This window comes from Bartonella sp. CL100XZDX, assembly GCF_042195375.1.
Taxonomy (GTDB): Bacteria; Pseudomonadota; Alphaproteobacteria; order Rhizobiales; family Rhizobiaceae; genus Bartonella.
Genome location: NZ_JBHIOH010000082.1, coordinates 1 through 19,088 on the forward strand (window position 1 = coordinate 1; position 19,088 = coordinate 19,088).

The 19,088-nt window shown below is 38.7% G+C and carries 12 protein-coding genes and 3 pseudogenes; 1 reads left to right on the forward strand and 14 read right to left on the reverse strand.

Going from position 1 to position 19,088, the window contains the following annotated elements:
- Positions 1 to 27: 27 nt before the first annotated feature.
- The 7 genes and pseudogenes from ACFILU_RS08870 to ACFILU_RS08900 form a co-directional block, all read right to left on the reverse strand.
- Positions 28 to 432 (reverse strand): hypothetical protein, encoded by a 405-nt coding sequence (locus ACFILU_RS08870; RefSeq protein ID WP_375675637.1) that lies wholly within the window; start codon positions 430 to 432, stop codon positions 28 to 30.
- A pseudogene (locus ACFILU_RS08875) lies at positions 429 to 4,235 on the reverse strand (hemagglutinin repeat-containing protein); the annotation flags it as partial. The gene ACFILU_RS08870 and the pseudogene ACFILU_RS08875, both read right to left, overlap by 4 nt.
- Before the next feature lie 575 nt (positions 4,236 to 4,810).
- Positions 4,811 to 5,692 carry an outer membrane protein gene (locus ACFILU_RS08880; RefSeq protein ID WP_375675638.1) on the reverse strand — a complete coding sequence of 294 codons (882 nt, stop codon included), beginning with the start codon at positions 5,690 to 5,692 and terminating at the stop codon, positions 4,811 to 4,813.
- Between the two features lie 182 nt (positions 5,693 to 5,874).
- A pseudogene (locus ACFILU_RS08885) lies at positions 5,875 to 6,670 on the reverse strand (outer membrane protein).
- A 392-nt stretch (positions 6,671 to 7,062) separates the two neighbouring features.
- On the reverse strand, positions 7,063 to 7,899 hold the full coding sequence (locus tag ACFILU_RS08890) for a porin (RefSeq protein ID WP_375675639.1): 837 nt from the start codon (positions 7,897 to 7,899) through the stop codon (positions 7,063 to 7,065).
- A gap of 339 nt (positions 7,900 to 8,238) precedes the next feature.
- Positions 8,239 to 9,072 carry an outer membrane protein gene (locus tag ACFILU_RS08895; protein ID WP_375660867.1) on the reverse strand — a complete coding sequence of 278 codons (834 nt, stop codon included), beginning with the start codon at positions 9,070 to 9,072 and terminating at the stop codon, positions 8,239 to 8,241.
- Between the two features lie 1,017 nt (positions 9,073 to 10,089).
- Positions 10,090 to 10,419 carry a hypothetical protein gene (locus tag ACFILU_RS08900; protein ID WP_375675640.1) on the reverse strand — a complete coding sequence of 110 codons (330 nt, stop codon included), beginning with the start codon at positions 10,417 to 10,419 and terminating at the stop codon, positions 10,090 to 10,092.
- A gap of 412 nt (positions 10,420 to 10,831) precedes the next feature.
- Here ACFILU_RS08900 and ACFILU_RS08905 point away from each other — a divergent pair.
- A pseudogene (locus tag ACFILU_RS08905) lies at positions 10,832 to 11,266 on the forward strand (integrase); the annotation flags it as partial.
- A gap of 250 nt (positions 11,267 to 11,516) precedes the next feature.
- Here ACFILU_RS08905 and ACFILU_RS08910 read toward each other — a convergent pair.
- The 7 genes from ACFILU_RS08910 to pstB form a co-directional block, all read right to left on the reverse strand.
- Positions 11,517 to 12,137 (reverse strand): ribonuclease D, encoded by a 621-nt coding sequence (locus ACFILU_RS08910; protein ID WP_273790559.1) that lies wholly within the window; start codon positions 12,135 to 12,137, stop codon positions 11,517 to 11,519.
- Positions 12,130 to 13,524 carry a M20/M25/M40 family metallo-hydrolase gene (locus ACFILU_RS08915; protein WP_273790560.1) on the reverse strand — a complete coding sequence of 465 codons (1,395 nt, stop codon included), beginning with the start codon at positions 13,522 to 13,524 and terminating at the stop codon, positions 12,130 to 12,132. The genes ACFILU_RS08910 and ACFILU_RS08915 overlap by 8 nt, the downstream gene beginning before the upstream one ends.
- A gap of 84 nt (positions 13,525 to 13,608) precedes the next feature.
- Entirely contained in the window at positions 13,609 to 14,484 is an 876-nt protein-coding gene (gene mutM, locus ACFILU_RS08920; protein WP_375675642.1) for a bifunctional DNA-formamidopyrimidine glycosylase/DNA-(apurinic or apyrimidinic site) lyase, read from the reverse strand.
- Positions 14,485 to 14,756: 272 nt separating this feature from the next.
- Positions 14,757 to 16,004: an aminopeptidase gene (locus ACFILU_RS08925; RefSeq protein WP_375675643.1), complete on the reverse strand. Its 1,248-nt coding sequence runs from the start codon at positions 16,002 to 16,004 to the stop codon at positions 14,757 to 14,759.
- Between the two features lie 176 nt (positions 16,005 to 16,180).
- Entirely contained in the window at positions 16,181 to 17,017 is an 837-nt protein-coding gene (locus ACFILU_RS08930) for a cell wall hydrolase (protein ID WP_375675645.1), read from the reverse strand.
- 549 nt (positions 17,018 to 17,566) lie between these two features.
- Entirely contained in the window at positions 17,567 to 18,289 is a 723-nt protein-coding gene (gene phoU / locus ACFILU_RS08935) for a phosphate signaling complex protein PhoU (protein WP_375675646.1), read from the reverse strand.
- 21 nt (positions 18,290 to 18,310) lie between these two features.
- Positions 18,311 to 19,069, reverse strand: a complete 759-nt coding sequence (pstB, locus tag ACFILU_RS08940) for a phosphate ABC transporter ATP-binding protein PstB (protein ID WP_375675648.1) — start codon at positions 19,067 to 19,069, stop codon at positions 18,311 to 18,313.
- Positions 19,070 to 19,088 lie beyond the last annotated feature (19 nt).

The following is a 19,088-nucleotide window of genomic DNA, read 5'->3' on the forward strand; positions in this document are numbered from 1 at the left end:
ATTGTTAATCATCACAAACAGCAAAACTTAAGGCTGGCATTTGCGACTATTTTTATATTTTTTACAAAACGGGCTGTTCAAGCGCTTCTTGACACTGCGCTGTGGTATGACAGCACCTGGACGACATATGGGTAAGTTTTCGGCTTTATGATTCTCGCACCAAGTCCCTCCCCCCACTTTATCACGAAAACCTGATTGAATCATACAAGCTTCTATGGTTGCTATTGCATTGTAGCTGAGCTTTCTGCTTTCTGGATCAGTATCATAAGGGGTTGGCATTCCACATTCTAATAAGGCTTTTCCTACCTCAGTAAAATCAGTAACACCATTTTTCTCCCACGTAGCTATCTCTCCTAGAGGAGGTTTATCGATATTACATCCAGTTACACTCACCAAAACTATTCCACTTAATAACTTTAAAATGTGTTTCATTTTTTACTCCATGATTTACTTAAAGGAAATTGTTCACGATGAGATGAGCCGTAAAACTTTTGGCATTTATAACCCACATCTCCAAGGCAAGTATGGGAGCTTATGAGATTCATGATCACTCTCCACCATTCTTTCCACCAGTTACTGCCAGCAGGTATTGTCTCATAAGTATAGCCATTGCCGCCAATAATTCTGCTTACAAAGTCATATCTATTCCCATCAAAGCCAACAGTGGTTTGTTTGCCATCACTCACATAACCTAACAGACCGGATGCAACTAAAGCATTAAAGGCTGGTCCATAGAGATTGATAGTCGTGTTTTCGTTGGCTATACCGTGCACACCTTCTTGTTTGAAAGAATTCAGCATATTCCCCAATGTCATTGTCCCGCGACTATGTCCATAAAGTTCTAATCCTGTAAGACCATAGCTATACATCAAATCTTTTGCTTCTTGTGTTGAATTGGTCAAACCCCAAAAGTTATTTTCCATAAACTTCTGATAGCCCGCGACTAGAAGTTCTGAGATAGCAGAATCGGCTTGAGGGAACACAACAAAATAAAGCGGTTCATTTTTATTCTCTGCATGTTGCTCTGCATAAACAGCAGCTTCATAGGGTGGCGAAAGATGCCATTAAAGGACACATGCACCTTGCCATCAGAGCCTTCTTGCAAATGCTGCTTTTCTTCATCCGTTAAATAATGGAACTTGGGGATTTTTTGTCCACGAGCATCTCTTATAGGTACCCCATTCGCATCTATTTCATAGAGTATATTACCCTGTTCATCACGATCCACCACGGCGATGGGGTGCTCTTTGATAAACATGGTTTTATAGGAGTCATCGCTGTATTTAAACCCTTCTTCTAAGAGTTGGGTTGCCATTTCACGGTTTTCATGGACGATTTGTTCCAGCTTGCCTACATCGAGCTGTTGTACACCCTTATGGGCGGTGGCAGTATCACGATTAAGGGAGGCTATGGCTTGTTCCACATCTTGCCCTGTCAATGCCTTCTGCCCTGCTTCATCAGTCAACACAATGGTGCCATTGCTGATAGCAGATTTGGTATATCCTTCCTCTGAATCTTTAGCTTTTGAATGATCTAAGACATTTTTAGCAATGTTTTTCCCGACACCATATTTGCCCTGATACATCGGACCACCCGCAGAAATGCTTAAACCTTGGCTGCTAGCTTGAGCATGCGCACTGTTGCTGATATCACTGGTGGTAATGCTTCCTGTGGTCAGGCTGTTTTTATCTGCCGGCGCGGTGCTGGAAATAAGCCCTCCGGTCAACGTTGTTTGATTTTTAACGTTGATCTTAAAACCACCATCACCCGCTTTGATGCCTGATTGCTCCACAACACTATGATAATCACTAGAGGATTTATCCTTGTTCAAGGAAATATTGGTTGTGGCTGTACCATCCTTTTCTCGGCTATTATACCCAATGGAAACAGAGTTTTGCTTGCTGGAACTTTGTCCCGTATCACTGCGGCTGGTAACGGAGAAATCACCCCCTACTTCCATTTCTACTTGATTTCCAGAAACCACAGCACCTGCCAATGTGGTATCCTCTCCACTGCTGGTATGAACAGTGCCGGTGCCTATAATATGGCTGTTCTTCTGGTGAACCTCCTCACTGGAACCCTTGCCTTTACCAAAAGAAGCATTCCCCATCCACCCTGTACCCACCGGTACCATAACTATACCCAACATTCATTGAAGCGCTTTGCTTGTGGTTTTCTGTGCTTTGCGTATTTTGCGCACTTTCAAAAGTGATATCTTCACCTGCTTCCATGGTGATATTCCCGCTCTGTTCATCATTGCTTTGCTTCGGGTTTGTGCCGGCAATAATATCGGCTCCAACACCATGGATGCTGCCTTTGTGGGCTTGCATGTTAACAGCGCGTCCTGCTTCTATTGTACCTGTTACCGCAGTAGAAGCTTGAGAAGAGCCCTCTGCCTTCTCTGTCTTAAAGCCCACGGTTACGCTAGCAGAAACATCAGCAATATCACGAATAGACTGTTTGTTTCCACCTTTCATCCCATTATAAAGACCTTTGCCTTTGCTATAGAGATCATAGCCTTTTAGACCAGCAATAAGACCATTGCCGATTTTGTGTTTTGTATCTCCATGACCAAAACGTTTGGCTGCATCCTTTACATCTTTTACTGTACCAAGAATACCCACATTGACAGAGCCTGTCACACCAGCAAAAGACTTTTCATGCTTTTCTTTTGCGTTAGAGGTATCATAGCTTTCTGATAGGGTGATATTATTGCCGGCATCAATGTTGACATCACGATCCGCCGAAACAATGGCTGCTTGCATATTTACATCATTGTCAGCAGTAATCTGCACATCTTGGCGTGCCGTGATGTGTGATTGTGTGGAAGTGGTTTCCCATTGATCGCTCGTATCTTTGGCGCTTGCAATTCCAACACCTACAGAAGCACCGCTGTTGCTCTTTTCAAACTGAAACCCAAAGCCTTCCCGTTCTTCTACAGAGTTTGACTTATGGCTATTATGACCAACAAGCACATTGACATCACGAGCTGCGGTAAAATTAACATTTTCCCCTGCAAGATCAGAGCCAACAATTGTCACATCTTTTTTCTTGGCAGTGATGTTGATCGTACCATCCGCATTGAGAGAAGAACCTTGATGTTCAAAACTCTCTTCATTTTCTGTCTTTCCCTCACTCCCGTATATCGACACAAAGCCCTTGCCTGATCCCACACCAAAACCTGTTTCATGCTCCTCTGAATGGCTCTTATGATGATCTGTCATGCCATCAATCGTCACACTTTCTCCGCTCACATTGATATCTTGACCGGAAAGCAGATGAGAAGCAGAAATCTTGGCTTCTCCTTGTGCGTCTAACACAATGTTGCCCGTTGCCCCAAGGATAGAGGAGACCGTTGTGGTATGCGATTGAGAACTATCGGACGATTTCTCATGCAAAAAGCCACTTGATGACGATTGTGCTTGCTGATCCAAGTGTTCTTGGGCGCCTTTGATAGTAATCTTTCCCCCAGAGTGAATGGTAATATCCGCTTGTTTCTGATCTCCTGGTGCTTTCTCTCCTGACGTTTCCTCTGCCTTACCGGCTATGAGCGTCGAGGCTACAACTTCCGTGTTGTTTCCGGAATCAATGGCAATGCCTTCACCCCCAGATATGAGTGAACCGGAAACTTGAGTAGCATCCATCTTGTTATGCTCAGATTTGCTGCTACTAAACACCCCACCCTCTTTATGGTACGACATCTCATAATGTAAGCTATCCTCTGCATTGGTGATCAGGACATCGTTGCTGGCTTTCAGCCCTACCTTGCCATCAGCCGCAATGGAACTACCTGTGATAGTGAGATCATGCGGTTTGCCATCCTGCCCTGCAATGACCGTGGTATCACCTCCCGATTTTATGGAAGAGCCAACCGCATGAGAGGCTTGCATATCTACTTTCGTGTTTTTGCCCTGAAGATGATACTCCATCTCATCGTTTCTTACCCCTATCGCTATCTCCCCTTGGGCACCAAGAGCAACATTGCCCTTGGCATCTATATCGGAAGCAGCAATATGAATATCGCCACCCGATAGAACAGTGGTCTCTTTTCCAGAACTTAAATGAGAGCCATTGTGCAAGGCAACATGAGATGTTTGATCCCCACGATGGCTATTGGCACTGTTGCGTGTGGCATCAATCGAAACATTCCTCTCAGCTTGTAAGGAAAGATTATCCGTTGCTTGAACATCAGAGCCTAGAATATTCAAATCTTGTCCAGAGAGAAGTGGGCTTGATGTACTTTGAAAAATATTTATTTAAAACAAATGTGTGAATACACAACAACAAGTGTATTCCGTTTAGGGCGTTCTGTTTTGCATGAGGAGTATGATCCCATTAAGAAATGCAATAAACAAAAACGTAAAGCTAAATTAAAAGAAGATGATAAAGTTGGAAACTAGTTTTTCTCTTTGTAAATTTATATTCTTCCCCAATGAGGCTGTATTCCCGTTTCAGAACTTACTCTAACAGATATATGTAGTATGCTCGCTCTAATCTAGCATATAAAAGTAGACTAAAGTTCGTCACTGGTTATGATCTTGTCTTATTTCTGAGATTAATTAAATACTTTGCACTTAAGTGTAAAATGATAGCCGTAATATAAGATTTTATGTAATAAGTAGTTATAAAATCGCTGCATACTACTAATTCGCCTTTTATAATATAAAACTTTTTTAAGCCTTATAATACAAAATGATACCAATAAAAAATAAAAGAGATTAAGAGAAATAAAATAGAGAGCTAATAAAATAAAGGCCCCGTTAAACGAGGCCTTAGTATTTTTTGTGCTGATAATTTCATTTTTACGAAATTAGAATTTGTAAGCGACACCTACACGGAAGTCATTGGTTTTGTAGTTGAATTCACGTGTATCGTTGGCGAATTTCTTTTTACCAAAATCGGAGTAACGGTATTCTGCACGTAAAAGAACGTTGTCGGTCATTGCAAAGTCAACACCGCCGCCAATAGTGAAACCAACCATTGTCTTCGTGTCATCAGCCCAAGTACCACCAGTCAAATCTACATTTTGCTTAATTGATGGGTTTTCAACCACATCAGCTTTCTGTTCAACTTTAACTCTCTCTCCTTTTCCTGTAACTGATTGAATACCCTGTACCTGCGCATAGGCAATACCACCAGCAACATAAGGCATAATACGGTCAACAGCAGCAAAACCGATACGAACGCGTGTAGCACCAGACCATTTTTCTTTGTAACTGTGCTTTTCCGTTACCTTGTCACCTATTTCAAACCGTTGCTGATCTTTTAATTCAACCTTAGCTTTTTCAAGGGCATTATTAAAAAATGCCACATCTTCTTTAGTAAGAGTCAATTCACGGGCTGTTTTTGATTCTTCACGGTCTACCCAAACTGCATCGGTTTCAACACCGAGAATGAGACCATTTCCAAGGTCTACGTTAGATCCGGCATAAATCCCACCCATGAAACCAGAAGGACTAGGTGTGTTATCTTTTTTGACAAGTTCTTTATCTTCTCCTGGAATAGTTACTTTAGTTTTACTCGAAAAGTTACCAACTTGACCACCAAGATAAAAGCCTGTCCAAGAAAACGAAGGGGCTGCTGCGATAACTGCTGGGGCTGTTTCACGAGGAATCACCACGTCAGCAGCTTGTGCTGCAGAAGCTGAAATTAAAGCGGCAATAGAAGTTGCTATTAAAGATTTTGTATTCATAATTTTGCTCCTAAATTAACTACAAAACGACCTTACAAGATTATAAATAGAAAAGCTGTAGTAAAAATGTCACAGTCGTACAAATAAAAGCCCAGAAAACAGCGCTTTTGTAAAAGTCAATATCTTTTGGAAATTTAATTTTTTATTAATACTTTTTATTCATAATTGCACTTTTGATGAAATTAGAACTTGTAAGCGATACCTACGTGAAAGTCATTGGTTGTGTAGCCTAGTTTAAGGTAATACTTTTTATATTCCTTCTTACCAAAGTCTGAGTAACGGTACTCCGCACGAAGCAGAACATGATCTGTCATCGCGAAATCTATACCACCACCAAGGATGAAACCCTCCATCGTTTTTATTTTATCAAATACTGTAGCAGAAACTTCTTTACTTGGCTTACCCATTTGCCAATTTTGTTTGTTCCTGAAACTTTACCAACACCCTGTATTTGCGCATAAGCAATACCATCAGCCACATAAGGCATAATACTGTCAGCGACGGAAAAACCAACACGAACCCGTGTTGCACCAGACCATTTTCTTTGAAACCAATGCAATACACTGCTGTGTCAACCTTTTGAAACTTTTCATTTTCATCCAATGTGACACCAGCATCTTTAAATTCATCATTAAAATCATCAAATTCATCAATCGCAAGAATCTTTGAGACAGTCTTCGTCTCTCCTCAGTCTGCCCAGACTGCATCGGTTTCAACACCTAGGACATTTCTAAGATCTACGTTGGAACCTAAAATAAATACCACCTATGAAACCTGAAGGCTTAGGTAGTGCATCTTTATCTGAAGTTTTTTTCTTTTGTCTCTAAATCAAATACATAAACTTTGACTTGAAAAGTTGCCAACTTGACCACCAAGATAAAAACCTGTCTAAGAAAACGAAAGAGCTATGATAACTGTTGGAGCTTTTTTACTAGGAATGACAATATCAGCAGCTTGTGCCGCAGAAGCTGTAGTCATAGCGATAACAAAAGTTGTTACTGAAGATTTTATATTCGTAAACTTTGCTCCTCATTTATTTACGAGCACAGTATTATACGACTACAAAAAAACGCTGTAGTAAAATGATACAATCATAGGAAACGAAAGCTGACGCAAGATAAAGTCATTTCATAACTTCACGTTTCACAAGAAATTGTAAGTTATGAATACGTATAATTCATTGATTTTACCGCGTAATTATTGCCTGTCGTTTATAAAAATCTTTTTAAGGAAATCTGAATAATATCTTTTACACCGCCAATAAATATGGAGTGTGTAATAATATAACAATAGAAAAATAACAAAGGCTCCGTCTTTAACAGAGCCTCATGACAATTTATTTTATCTTCATCATTTCGTTGTTGACGAAATTAGAATTTGTATGCAACACCTACACGGAAATCATTGGTTTTGTAAGCTATTTTATCCCCGTCCTTTACAAATGCTTTTTTACCAAAGTCTGAGTAACGGTATTCTGCACGCAACAGAACATTGTCTGTCATTGCAAAGTCAATACCACCACCTACAGTGAAACCAACCATCGTTTTCGTTTCATCAAACACTTTAGCAGAAGCGATTTCGGCACCATCAGCTCCTTCCGCCTTAAGAGAATCGACTATCTGGAGCTGCGTATAAGCAATACCACCAGCAACATAAGGCATAATGCGATCAACGGCTGCAAAACCAACACGAACGCGTGTTGCACCAGACCATTTTTCTTTTATAGAGGTGCTATCTACACGTTTGTCAGTCGCCGCGATACCAGTAATAGTTTTTCCTGTAGCAGGTGTAGCTTTCGCTGCTATAAGCTCATCTTTGAAAGCATCAAGGCCAATTGCTCCAATGACTGCTGAATGCGCTTTTGAATCTTCGCGGTCAGCCCAGACGGCATCAGTTTCAACACCTAGAATGAGGCCATTTCCAAGATCTACGTTGGAACCTACATAAATACCCCCCATGAAACCGGAAGGCTTAGGTGTCCAGTCTTTATCTGTAATTTTCTTTTTTGTTTCTGAATCAACTACATCAACTTTACCTGAAAAGTTACCAACTTGACCACCGATATAAAAGCCTGTCCAAGAAAATGAAGGGGCTGCTGCGATGACTGCTGGGGCTGTTTCATGAGGGATGACAACATCAGCAGCTTGTGCTGCAGAAGCTGCTGCTATAGCGATAACAGAAGTTGTTACTAAAGATTTTATATTCATAAACTTTGCTCCTAATTTATTTATGAGCACAGTGCTACAAGATTAAACGAAGAAAAGCTGTAGTAAAAATGATACAGTCACAGAAAATGGAGGACACATCCCAGACAAAATTGCTTCATAACTTGATTGTGTACGAGAAACCTAAAGATATATATATATATATATCTTATTGATTTTTAAATGTAATTCTTGTTTGTTGTCTATGAATTTTTTTAAGAAAATCTGAATAATATCTTTTCACATCCACAATAAATTATGTATTGTGTGATAATATAGCAACAAAGAATAACAGAGGCTCTGTCTTTGACAGAGCCTCTTCGTTATTTAACTTACCATCTATTAAAATTTGTAAGCAACACCAACTCGGAAATCATTGGTTTTGTAAGATGTCTCATATTTGTCATTTGAGAATTTCTTTTTACCAAAATCAGAGTAACGATATTCCGCACGGACAATAACGTTATTGGTCATTGCTAAATCAACACCAGCACCAAGCGTGTAACCAACAAGGGTCTTTGTTTCATCAGACAGAGTACCAGAAGCTATTACTTTATCTGAATCTTTCCCTGTTATTGAAATCAATGCACTATCTTGAAGCTGTGTATAGGCGATACCACCAGCAACATAAGGCATAATGCGTTCAGCTGCAAAACCAATACGTACACGTGTCGCACCAGCCCACTTTTCTTTAAAAGTAAAACTGTGGGTTCGTTTATCACCAGGTACAAGCGCATCTTTACCAATATTAATTCCAGATTCTGTTAATATCTTCTTAATATAATTTATGTGATCTGGAAGAATAACATATGTTTTTCCTGTCTTCGTGTCATCTTTATTAGACCACATGATATCTGTATCAACACCTAAAATAAGGCCATTGCCGAGATCAACGTTGGAACCTGCGTAAAGACCACCCATGAAACCAGATAGTTTAGGCAAAAGGTCATCAGGTGCTGGAATCTTTTTTCCGTTACTGAGAATATCCATTTTCGTCTTACCCGAAAAACCACCAATCTGCCCCCCAACATAAAAACCTGTCCAAGAAAAAGTTGGAGCAACAATAACGGGAGCAACAGGTGTTGGACTGGGGGGAACAATAACATCTGCTGCTTGAGCTGCTGAAGCTGAAACAAAAGCGAAAGCAGAAGCTGTTATTAACCATTTCATATTCATATTTTCTCTCCATAGCTGAATATTTATTTGAACACATCATTTCATATAGAGCCCCATCTTCAGATATCTGTAGCAAAAATGATACACTTATAAAAAAAACAAAAAGCCAATCAAAGTACCCTTAATTGCTTGATCTGTAATAAATGAGAATTAAACTATGCCTATGCACAAATGATCTCTTTTCCTCACGTTTTCTCTCCTTTATCATTTTGATAAAAAAACTGCGCCACAGTACCCTCCGTGTAAAGCGTGTGCTATTGACATAAAAATATAATATATTGATTTATAATGAAAAAATATCTTTTATATTAATTCGTCTGCAATATTGAAGATGCTCTTATCTTAAGCCTTTTTATATTAAAGCCCCCCAGCACCTCACAAACGAGCAAGTGTGTGAATAAATAAAACTATTTAAAAGCTAAAATGCTTCCTATTAATACTCTCAATATTGTAATAGTGAAGACCGTTACAATATTGAGAGCAGCTAAATGTAACTGTTCCATTTAAATTCATACAAACAACGTTTTTAGCTTCATCCTTCGCATAACCAAATGTGAATAGCTCTTTGACTGTTTTTTCATCATTGTAAAGAACGCTTGTAGCGCACATGAACAAGATCTCCACTACCCTATGGACTGCAACAAGATTACATGCAATTTCATTACATTTGCTCTTTGTTTTTAATTTAGGCATTTATTCCTTTTTGACATACTTACCATTTTTTTCTTCTCTCAACCTTATAGTAAAGTCTTTTTCAGAGCTTCAGCCTTATTTGTAGGCTATCATTTCATACTCCTTTACAAGACGAAATTGAAAAAAATACCTAAAGACAGACAACCGGTATGATAAACATTAAAACTTATATAGAAATCTCCTTAAAGCTGAAAAAATGAGAAATCTTTCTTAAAGTTTTCAAAACACCCCTTGCTTTAAAAATCATGAATTTGGCAGAAAAAATATCCCTCTTTTTCAACTTCAAAGCATATATTATACTTTTTGATGTTGTTTTTTCACTTTTTAAAAACTCATTGGACCTCGTGCAAATAGGTTTGGCCGTCCTTTTTTCCCTGGTCTTCTTTTAGGATAATGATCTCTTTTTTTACCAGAATGTAACACAGGTACTAACTTAGCTGCTGTTATGCATTCGCTGTTATTTGTGCAAGAAAGTTCTATCTGAAAAACTTCAGATAATAACTTGCAAAGCTGTTCACCAGAAAAAAAACCTATTGGAGGAACAGTCGAAGATGCTCTCTGTATAAGATTTTGAGACGCTAAAAAACTCGCACTCTGAGTAATAGAGATTGAAGCAAAAGTAGCAAAAGCTGTAATAAAATATTTTATATTCATAAATTTAACCTCATCAAATATTCATAATGGATTTTATCTAGTGCCTTCATTGCAAATTTCCAGAGAAAAATAATGTGTTTATAGATAAAAAGTGAAAATCCTTAAAAATAAAGCTTTGGAGCATTTTGCTTTTAAAATAAAAGCAAATTGCCCTGCTCTGCCAACATAGAAATTACTTATTGAGTAATAAATAAAGGCACGAAGTATCGTCTGAAAATAATAAACTATACGAACTTCATATAATATACTGATTTATAATGATAATTTAGCATTATTCATATTGACTGAGAACCCTAAACATCATAAGATTCTCTCATTCAAAATCTTTTTCATGTTGAATCAATTAAAACCATTTGTTTGCACGTTATAAGTTGGAAGAGCTGTGTGGATAAAAAACACTAAAAAGACTAAAATGTCTCTTATGAACCGTGCCAAGGGCTACACAACATTGGGAGTTGGCAAAGTGGTGTGATGGTAGCAGCTTGTTACTCCGTAAGCGTAAAAATGGGAGTGCTCAATGAATTTTATATCATATTTTTGGGGGCTTTATCGTTATACCATTCATAAGCGCCGCCGTAAAATGGATTTGGGTGCCGGTTTCTTTAAAAAAGCACATGAATTAGCAACACAAATATATTCCGTTTAGGGTGTTCTGTTTTACACGAAGAACGTAAATCCATTAAAAACATGAGGCAATGCGTAATCTCTATTATTTAACAGACATTGCTTTAAATACTTTTGAAAGTCGTAAAGCCGAATTAAAAATGATGGTAAAGATGAGATTTGGTTTTTACATTTACACATTCATATTCTCCCCCAATTAGGCTGTATACCGGTTGCAGAGATTTAAGTCTTCCAACCTACCGTATGTTTTCAGCCTCTTCTCAAAATTGCTTTGTTTCAAATAAAAGCTGTTACAAAAATAAAAAATATGAATTCGCAAAAGTACTTTTATTACCTAAACTTCAAATGAAATAGCACTTAAGAATTTATTATAATTCTTATCAGAAAAGATGAGAGGATAAAATGTCCATAATGTACAAGCATTTTGTCCTCTCACATCAATAATTAACTCCATTAAAAAGCCAATTTTAAAGTTAGCTATGCGCAAAAATATCAACTTCCGCCCATCCTAAAAGATCAAGCCTAGCTCTCATAGGCAAAAATTGAAAGCATGCCTTGGCAACATTTTCTCGCTCTTCACGTCTTAAACGTTCTTCAAATATAACCTTTAAACGATGCAAATATAACACATCCGACGCAGCATATTCAATTTGCGCCTGTGATAACGTTTCTGCCGCCCAATCCGAAGATTGTTGCTGTTTAGAAATATTAACATTCAGCAATTCATTACAAATTTCTTTCAAGCCATGACGATCCGTGTAAGTACGCGTGAGTTTCGAAGCAATCTTTGTACAAAAAATAGCCTCTGGCATAACACCAAATGTATGTGCTAAAATAGCAAGATCAAAACGCCCAAAATGGAATATTTTTACGACTGCTTTATCTTTAAGAAGCTTGACCAAATTAGGTGCATTCTTTTGTCCTTTAGCAATCTGTATAATATCAGCAGTACCATCTCCAGAAGAAAGCTGAACAACGCATAAACGATCACGATGGGGTTGTAATCCTAAAGTTTCGGTATCAATCGCAACAGCATCAGTTTGATAATTATCTAAGTTTGGTAAATCACCTTGATGAACACGAATCTCAGCCATTTACCCTCCTATTTGCTAAAGCTGCAAGAATACGCGCCCAAGACCGCTGCCCCTTATGAAATGATTTTAAATTATACTTTTCATTAGGCGAATGAATACGGTCATCAGCCAGTCCAAAACCAACCAAAAGAGTTTCCATGCCAAGAATTGACCGAAAATCTGCTACAATTGGGATCGAGCCCCCCATGGCTGTCAAGACAGCAGGCACTTCCCACTCTTGTGATAAGGCATCCTTCGCCTCCTTGATAAAAGATGAATCATCAGAAATCTGAAGTGCCGGAGAAGAACCGTGATTCTTAAACTCAACCTTACAATCAGCAGGAATTGAGCTACGTACATAATCACGCAACGCTTGGCGTATTTTCTCTGGATCTTGCTTATGCACCAAACGACACGATACTTTTGCACTCGCTTGAGAAGCAATAACCGTTTTCATCCCTTCCCCTTCATAGCCGCCACTAATACCATTAATTTCCATGGTAGGACGTGCCCATACAAGCTCTAAAATGCTCCGCCCTTTTTCACCAGCTGGAACGGAAAGTCCTATAGGACCAAGAAAATTTTCAGCAGTACAATTAAGCGCATTCCATGATTGTAAAATATGTGGAGGTGTTTCTTCTACTCCATCATAAAAACCAGGAAGTGTTGCCCTATTATTTTCATCGTGAAGTCCTGCTAAGATTTTCGTTAAAATACGAATGGGATTAGCTGCTACTCCTCCAAAATAACCAGAATGCAAATCACGATTAGCTGCTGTGATAATAATCTCTTCTGCCATAATTCCCCGAAGAGAAAGAGCAATAGATGGAGTATTCGCATCCCACATTGACGTGTCACAAACCAATGCATAATCTGCCTTAAGTTCATCTGTATTTGCTTTTAAAAAAGGAATAAGGGAAGGAGAAGCACTCTCTTCCTCGCCTTCACATAAAATAGTAACTTTAATAGGAAGCTGCCCTGTTTCTTTCTTAAATGCACGACATGCTTCAATAAAAGTCATCAACTGACCTTTGTCATCTGAAGCTCCACGAGCACAAATAACTTTCTCTCCATCTCTCTCTTTTAAAGAAGGTGTAAATGGATCATCCTCCCATAAACTCAATGGATCAACAGGTTGAACATCATAATGTCCGTAAAACAACACATGCAAACAATCATCTGAAGGTCCAGGATGATGCCCAACAACCATTGGATGCCCCGGTGTATCACGGCGTGAAGCCTCAAAACCGATGCTTTTTAAATCCTCTACTAACCAATCAGCTGCTTTACGACATGCATCCTTGTAAGCCGAGTCTGTAGAAATCGATTGAAAACGTAAAAGAGAAAAAAGGCGTTCAAGGCTCTTCTCTATATTTCCATCAAGATGTGTTAGTACTTTATTCAGCATAAAAAAAACCTTTCAAGCCTTGTGTAATTATATTATAGATACGATGACTTTAAGCCTCTTGTAAGATTTTGCAAGACGCCTTATTCATTTTTGACATTGTGAGCAGTAAAAACTTGAACGTCCAGCCTGTAAAATGCGCATAATAGGCGCTCCACATTCCAAACATTGCTTGCCTTCTCGTCCATAAACTGAAAAAGCATGCTGAAAATAACCAAGTGAACCATCTATATGCATATAATCACGTAAAGAAGAGCCACCAGACAAAATGGCTTCAGAAATCACATTGCGTATATTTTGTGCTAAAGAATCTGCAAATTCACGTGCCCGTGCCGTTTGTGATGCCAATGTAAATGCACCACGTTGTGGAGACAAACGACTCCGCCAAAGTGCTTCGCAAACATAAATATTCCCAAGACCTGCAACAATAGACTGATCAAGTAAAACACCCTTGAGAGACATTTTTTTATTAACAAAAGCCTTTTGTAAATAACGACCAGAAAACGAATTACTCATAGGTTCAAGACCTAGCTTATTTAAAAGTGGATGTTCATAAAGCTTATCCGTATCGACTAAAAGCATAAACCCAAAGCGACGTACATCATTATAAATAAGACGATAAACATCACCATTCTTTGTCTGAATATCCATGACAAAATGATCATGCTTAACCAATTTACTTGTCGTTGAAAAAACTGTTCTTAAAAGATCATTCTCTATACGCCATGAACCAGACATTCCTAAATGGCTTAAAATCGTTTCATTCTGAGAAAGATGAAATAATAAATATTTCGCACGCCGACCAAGTTCTATAATTGTTCTGCCAATAAGGCGCTCAGAAAAAGCCTCAGGAAAAGGAAAGCGCAAATCTCTACGATTAAGTTTGACAGATACTATCTTTGCATCAATTACAACAGATTCAAGTCCACGACGAACTGTCTCTACTTCAGGAAGTTCAGGCATCTCTCTTCTTTAATAATTATACACTTTCCAATCGTATCACTGATATATTAACTTCTTTTCCCCCTCAAAGAACGAAGACTTCCTCTACATCTACTAAACAAATTCTTGATGAGTGGATTTCACTTGGCTTCCTACTCATGTGAGTCATTTAACTAAAGGCTTTATGGCCAAGCCCTGCCTTGAATATATACCACACACTCTAAAATACTTAACGTATCAATGAGGCTTACATCCCACCCCACCTCAAATGACCGTGTTTTATGGTAACAAAATTAAGCCCATTCACCCTTACGAAATACAGGAACTCTTACACCATCTTGGGTAATGCCATCTATATCAATTTCACCAGAACCAATCATCCAGTCAATATGAATGACACTTTTATTCCCACCACGTGCTGCAATCTCTTCTGACGTCAATGATGCCCCATCTAAAAAGCATTTGGAATAACACTGCCCTAAAGCAATATGACATGCAGCATTTTCATCAAATAAGGTATTATAAAAAAGGAGGCCACTCTTAGAAATTGGTGAAGAATGGGGCACAAGGGCAACTTCACCCAACCGGCTTGCACCCTCATCACTTTGCAAAACCTGCTGTAAAACTTCTTGGCCTGTTGATGCACGAGCCTCAACAATACGCCCGGCTTCAAAACGTACTTCAATATTATCAATCAGAGTTCCTTGATAGGAAAGGGGCTTTGTTGAGCGAACGAAACCTTCAACCTTATGAGCATGAGGAGTCGTGAAAACTTCTTCTGTCGGAATATTCGGATTGCAAATAACACCATTTTGGGCAACGGATGCACCACCATGCCATTCATGATCATCTGCCAAACCAACAGTTAAATCAGTCCCTGGCCCTGTAAAGTGTAAGGCAGAAAAACGCTGCTCATTAAGCCAAGATGACCGTTTCTTCAAATGTGCATTATGAACAGTCCACGCCTGCACCGGATCTTCTCCTGTAACACGTGAAGCAGAAAAAATTGCATCGGCTAATTTTTTAATCGCCTCATTAAGTGGTAAAGAAGGAAACATTGCCTCAGCCCATCCTGCTGTTGGATAAGCAACAATCGACCAATTCATAGCAAAATTTGATATTTGCTTGAGTGCCGGATGGTAAGCTATTGAAGTGGCTTTATTTAAACGTGAAACCTTATCAAAATCCTGATTGGAAAGGAGCAAAGGATTATCCCCAACAATCGCTAAACGCGCTGCCCCATTTTCAAAAGCCTTCGCCATTCCCTCATAAAGCCAAGAAGGAGCACAATCAAAACTAGCTGTATGGGCATTTTCAAACCGTGTAAGCGATAATATATCATCACTAAAAATTGGTGTAATGACACCAGCACCAACCTTATAAGCATGATATGCAATACGCCGAACAAAAGGTAACGCTGAAACTGGAGCAGTTAAAACAAGATCCTGCCCTTCTTGTAAATTCAACCCCACTTTCACTGTAATTTCTGCAAGACGATTAAGCATTTCAGGCGAAATTGTCTCATGAATATCAAAGTACATTACCAATACCCTTCTCTAAATAAAATACGTTCTTTACGTCGTCATATTATAAATTGTTTTTCAGATCCTTTGAGTTCACTTTCTCTACGTATATTTATGCGTATCATTATCGCCAAAAGGTTCACTTAATTCATAAATCGCAATGGGTGCATAACCCTTCTTTGGTCATGAAAAACTTACCAGTTTCTGTGTCGTTTTTCTAACATTGCAACAATTGCATTTAACTGATCAGATGAAGGCAAAGCCATAATCGTTTTATTTTCCTCTTTCCTAGCTAGATGTTGAGGTGCATAGGCAGGGATAGGAACTTTATCAAGCTGTACCATAACGAAAGGCGCAGGATGTGACGTCTTGGATTGTGCTACTTCTGTCGAAGGAGATGTACTTTTCTCTGCCTTTACTCCCCTACTCTCTAAGCCTTCATCTATAAAGCTTGGCGCATGACCAGAACGTTCTTGAGCAAAAGCATAAGCAACATCATAAGGGCGATTATTTGTAGGAACTTGAAGTTCCCCATCACGTGATCGTTTTTCATAAAAAGCATTTCCCCCTGCAACCTGAACATAATGCATGTTTTTATACGGAAAAGACAAACCAGCGGTATGAAAAAACTTAGCGTGTTTAACTTTCTTATCTCGTTCACCCCGTAAAACGGCATCAGCCGCCTCTCTTACACGAGCAACAGATGCTTTCTCCGTCATAGGACGCGTTAAAACACCAGGAGCAAATTGCCTATATTGACCAACAACACCACAAATCGTCTTAGGATAGGCGGTTGAATTAACACGATTCATAACAACCGTTCCAACGGCAATCATTCCTTCACGGCTTGTGCGATTTGATTCAAAATACATCGCTCGCATAAGACATTGACGCTCTGTCAATGGATATGTAACCGTTTTTGTCTTATTATTATTTATTTTTCCAGCATCTAAATGACTTGAAGCACATCCCACAACAACTAACGGCGCTACACAACAGGTAACAAAAACATTCCAACGATTTTTTTTCATCTTATGCAACACATTCCTATAATCTCTGAGATATTCAAGTCTTGAAATGAGCTTTAAATGTATCTCTCAATAAAGTACATAGCTAATTGTTACCACTCAGTAAAATTTTAATACAAGAGGTAATCAAAAAGTATCTATGCAAAATAAAAAATAAAAAACTCTTAATTTACAAATCGATATTGTTATTCTTCATGGTTCAATATAGGCTATAATAACCCACACGTTTCAATTACAATAAAGTAACACTATCCACTTCTTCTACATACGAAAAAATAATACAGATACCCCCTTTAATATAAAATTTTAACAAAATGATCTGAAAGGAAATTCCCCTAGAAAACTCCCCTCCGGCCACAATACGAGTGATGATATCATCTAATATACAAATATGTCAAACCAAGAGTTAGCAATCTGCCACGCTTCTCTGAAAAAACTCTTTGTTGCTTCTTTGTGCTTTTCCATAAGACGGTTATCTTATTCTTTCTATAGCTGCACTGTAAGAAAATACTCACATATCTACAAACTTATTTTATACATATAAGAAAAATTTTAATCTATTTTCTTCTCACCTACTCCAACTTTATAAGTAAGGTCATCGCGAGGACGATCAGAGGACATATGGTAACCCGTTATGATATAATGCAGCATTTCAGCAATATTAGTAACATGATCACCAATTCGTTCAATATTCTTTAAACAAAACAGTAAGTGCGTACAAACCGTAATATTGCGCATATCTTCCATCATATACGTCAAAAGTTCACGAAAAAGAGAAGTATACAAAGCATCAATCTTCTCATCACGCTCACGCACCGCATCAACACGCTCTAATAGGCGAGTCGTATAAGCATTTAAGACTTCTTTTAATTGATTGAGTGCTAAAGCTGTAATTGTTTCAAGCCCATGATAAACAGACGCAGATTGTCGTATTTCTGAAAGCGCAACCGTCCTTTTAGCAATGTTTTTGGCCATATCCCCAATCCGCTCAAGATCAGAAGAAATACGAATGGCTCCAATAATTTCACGCAAATCGACAGCCATCGGTTGGCGTTTGCAAATAATAGCAACCGCTTTTTCATCAATGTCACGTTCTGCTTCATCTAAAAATACATCATCGGCAATCACTGTCGTTGCAAGTTGAAGATCACTACACACAACCGATGCGACAGAACGTTCAATCATCCTTTCTGCATGGCTCCCCATTTCTATAATCCTTGCTCTTAAATATTTTAGTTCTGCATCATAAGAACGGACAGTATGGTTCATAGACATATCTTACACTCCTCAATTCACCTATCCAAAACGCCCCGTAATATAATCTTGTGTCCGTTGCTCTTTTGGTGAGGTAAAGATCATTTCAGTCGCACCAACTTCTACCAAATGCCCTAAATGAAACATAGCCGTATATTGAGAAACACGTGCAGCCTGTTGCATAGAATGCGTTACGATAACAATTGTATAATTTTGCCGTAATGCATCGATAAGCTCTTCAATCCGTGCTGTCGCAATAGGATCAAGAGCTGAACAAGGCTCATCCATCAAAATAACTTCAGGACTAACCGCAATAGCACGTGCAATACACAAACGCTGTTGTTGTCCCCCTGATAAACTTGTTCCAAGATCATGAAGACGGTCTTTTACTTCTTCAAACAAACCTGCCCGCCTCAAACTCTTTTCAACTACATCATGCAATTCAGAGCGCGTTTTTACTAAACCATGAATGCGTGGACCATACGCAACATTCTCAAATATAGATTTTGGAAAAGGACTGGGCTTTTGAAAAACCATTCCAACACGAGCGCGCAATTCTACAACATCAATCCGTGTGTCATAAATATTCTCCCCATCTAAGGTAATAAGACCGGTTGTTTTAGCGCCTTCAATCGTATCATTCATACGGTTAAAACAACGCAAAAAAGTCGACTTTCCGCATCCTGATGGACCAATCAAAGCAGTTACTTGATGTTCAGGAATATCAAGTGTAATACCGTGGAGTGCTTCTTTGTCTCCATAAGAAACCTTCACATCCTCACCACGCATTTTAATCTTCATTACAAAAATTCACCTTACA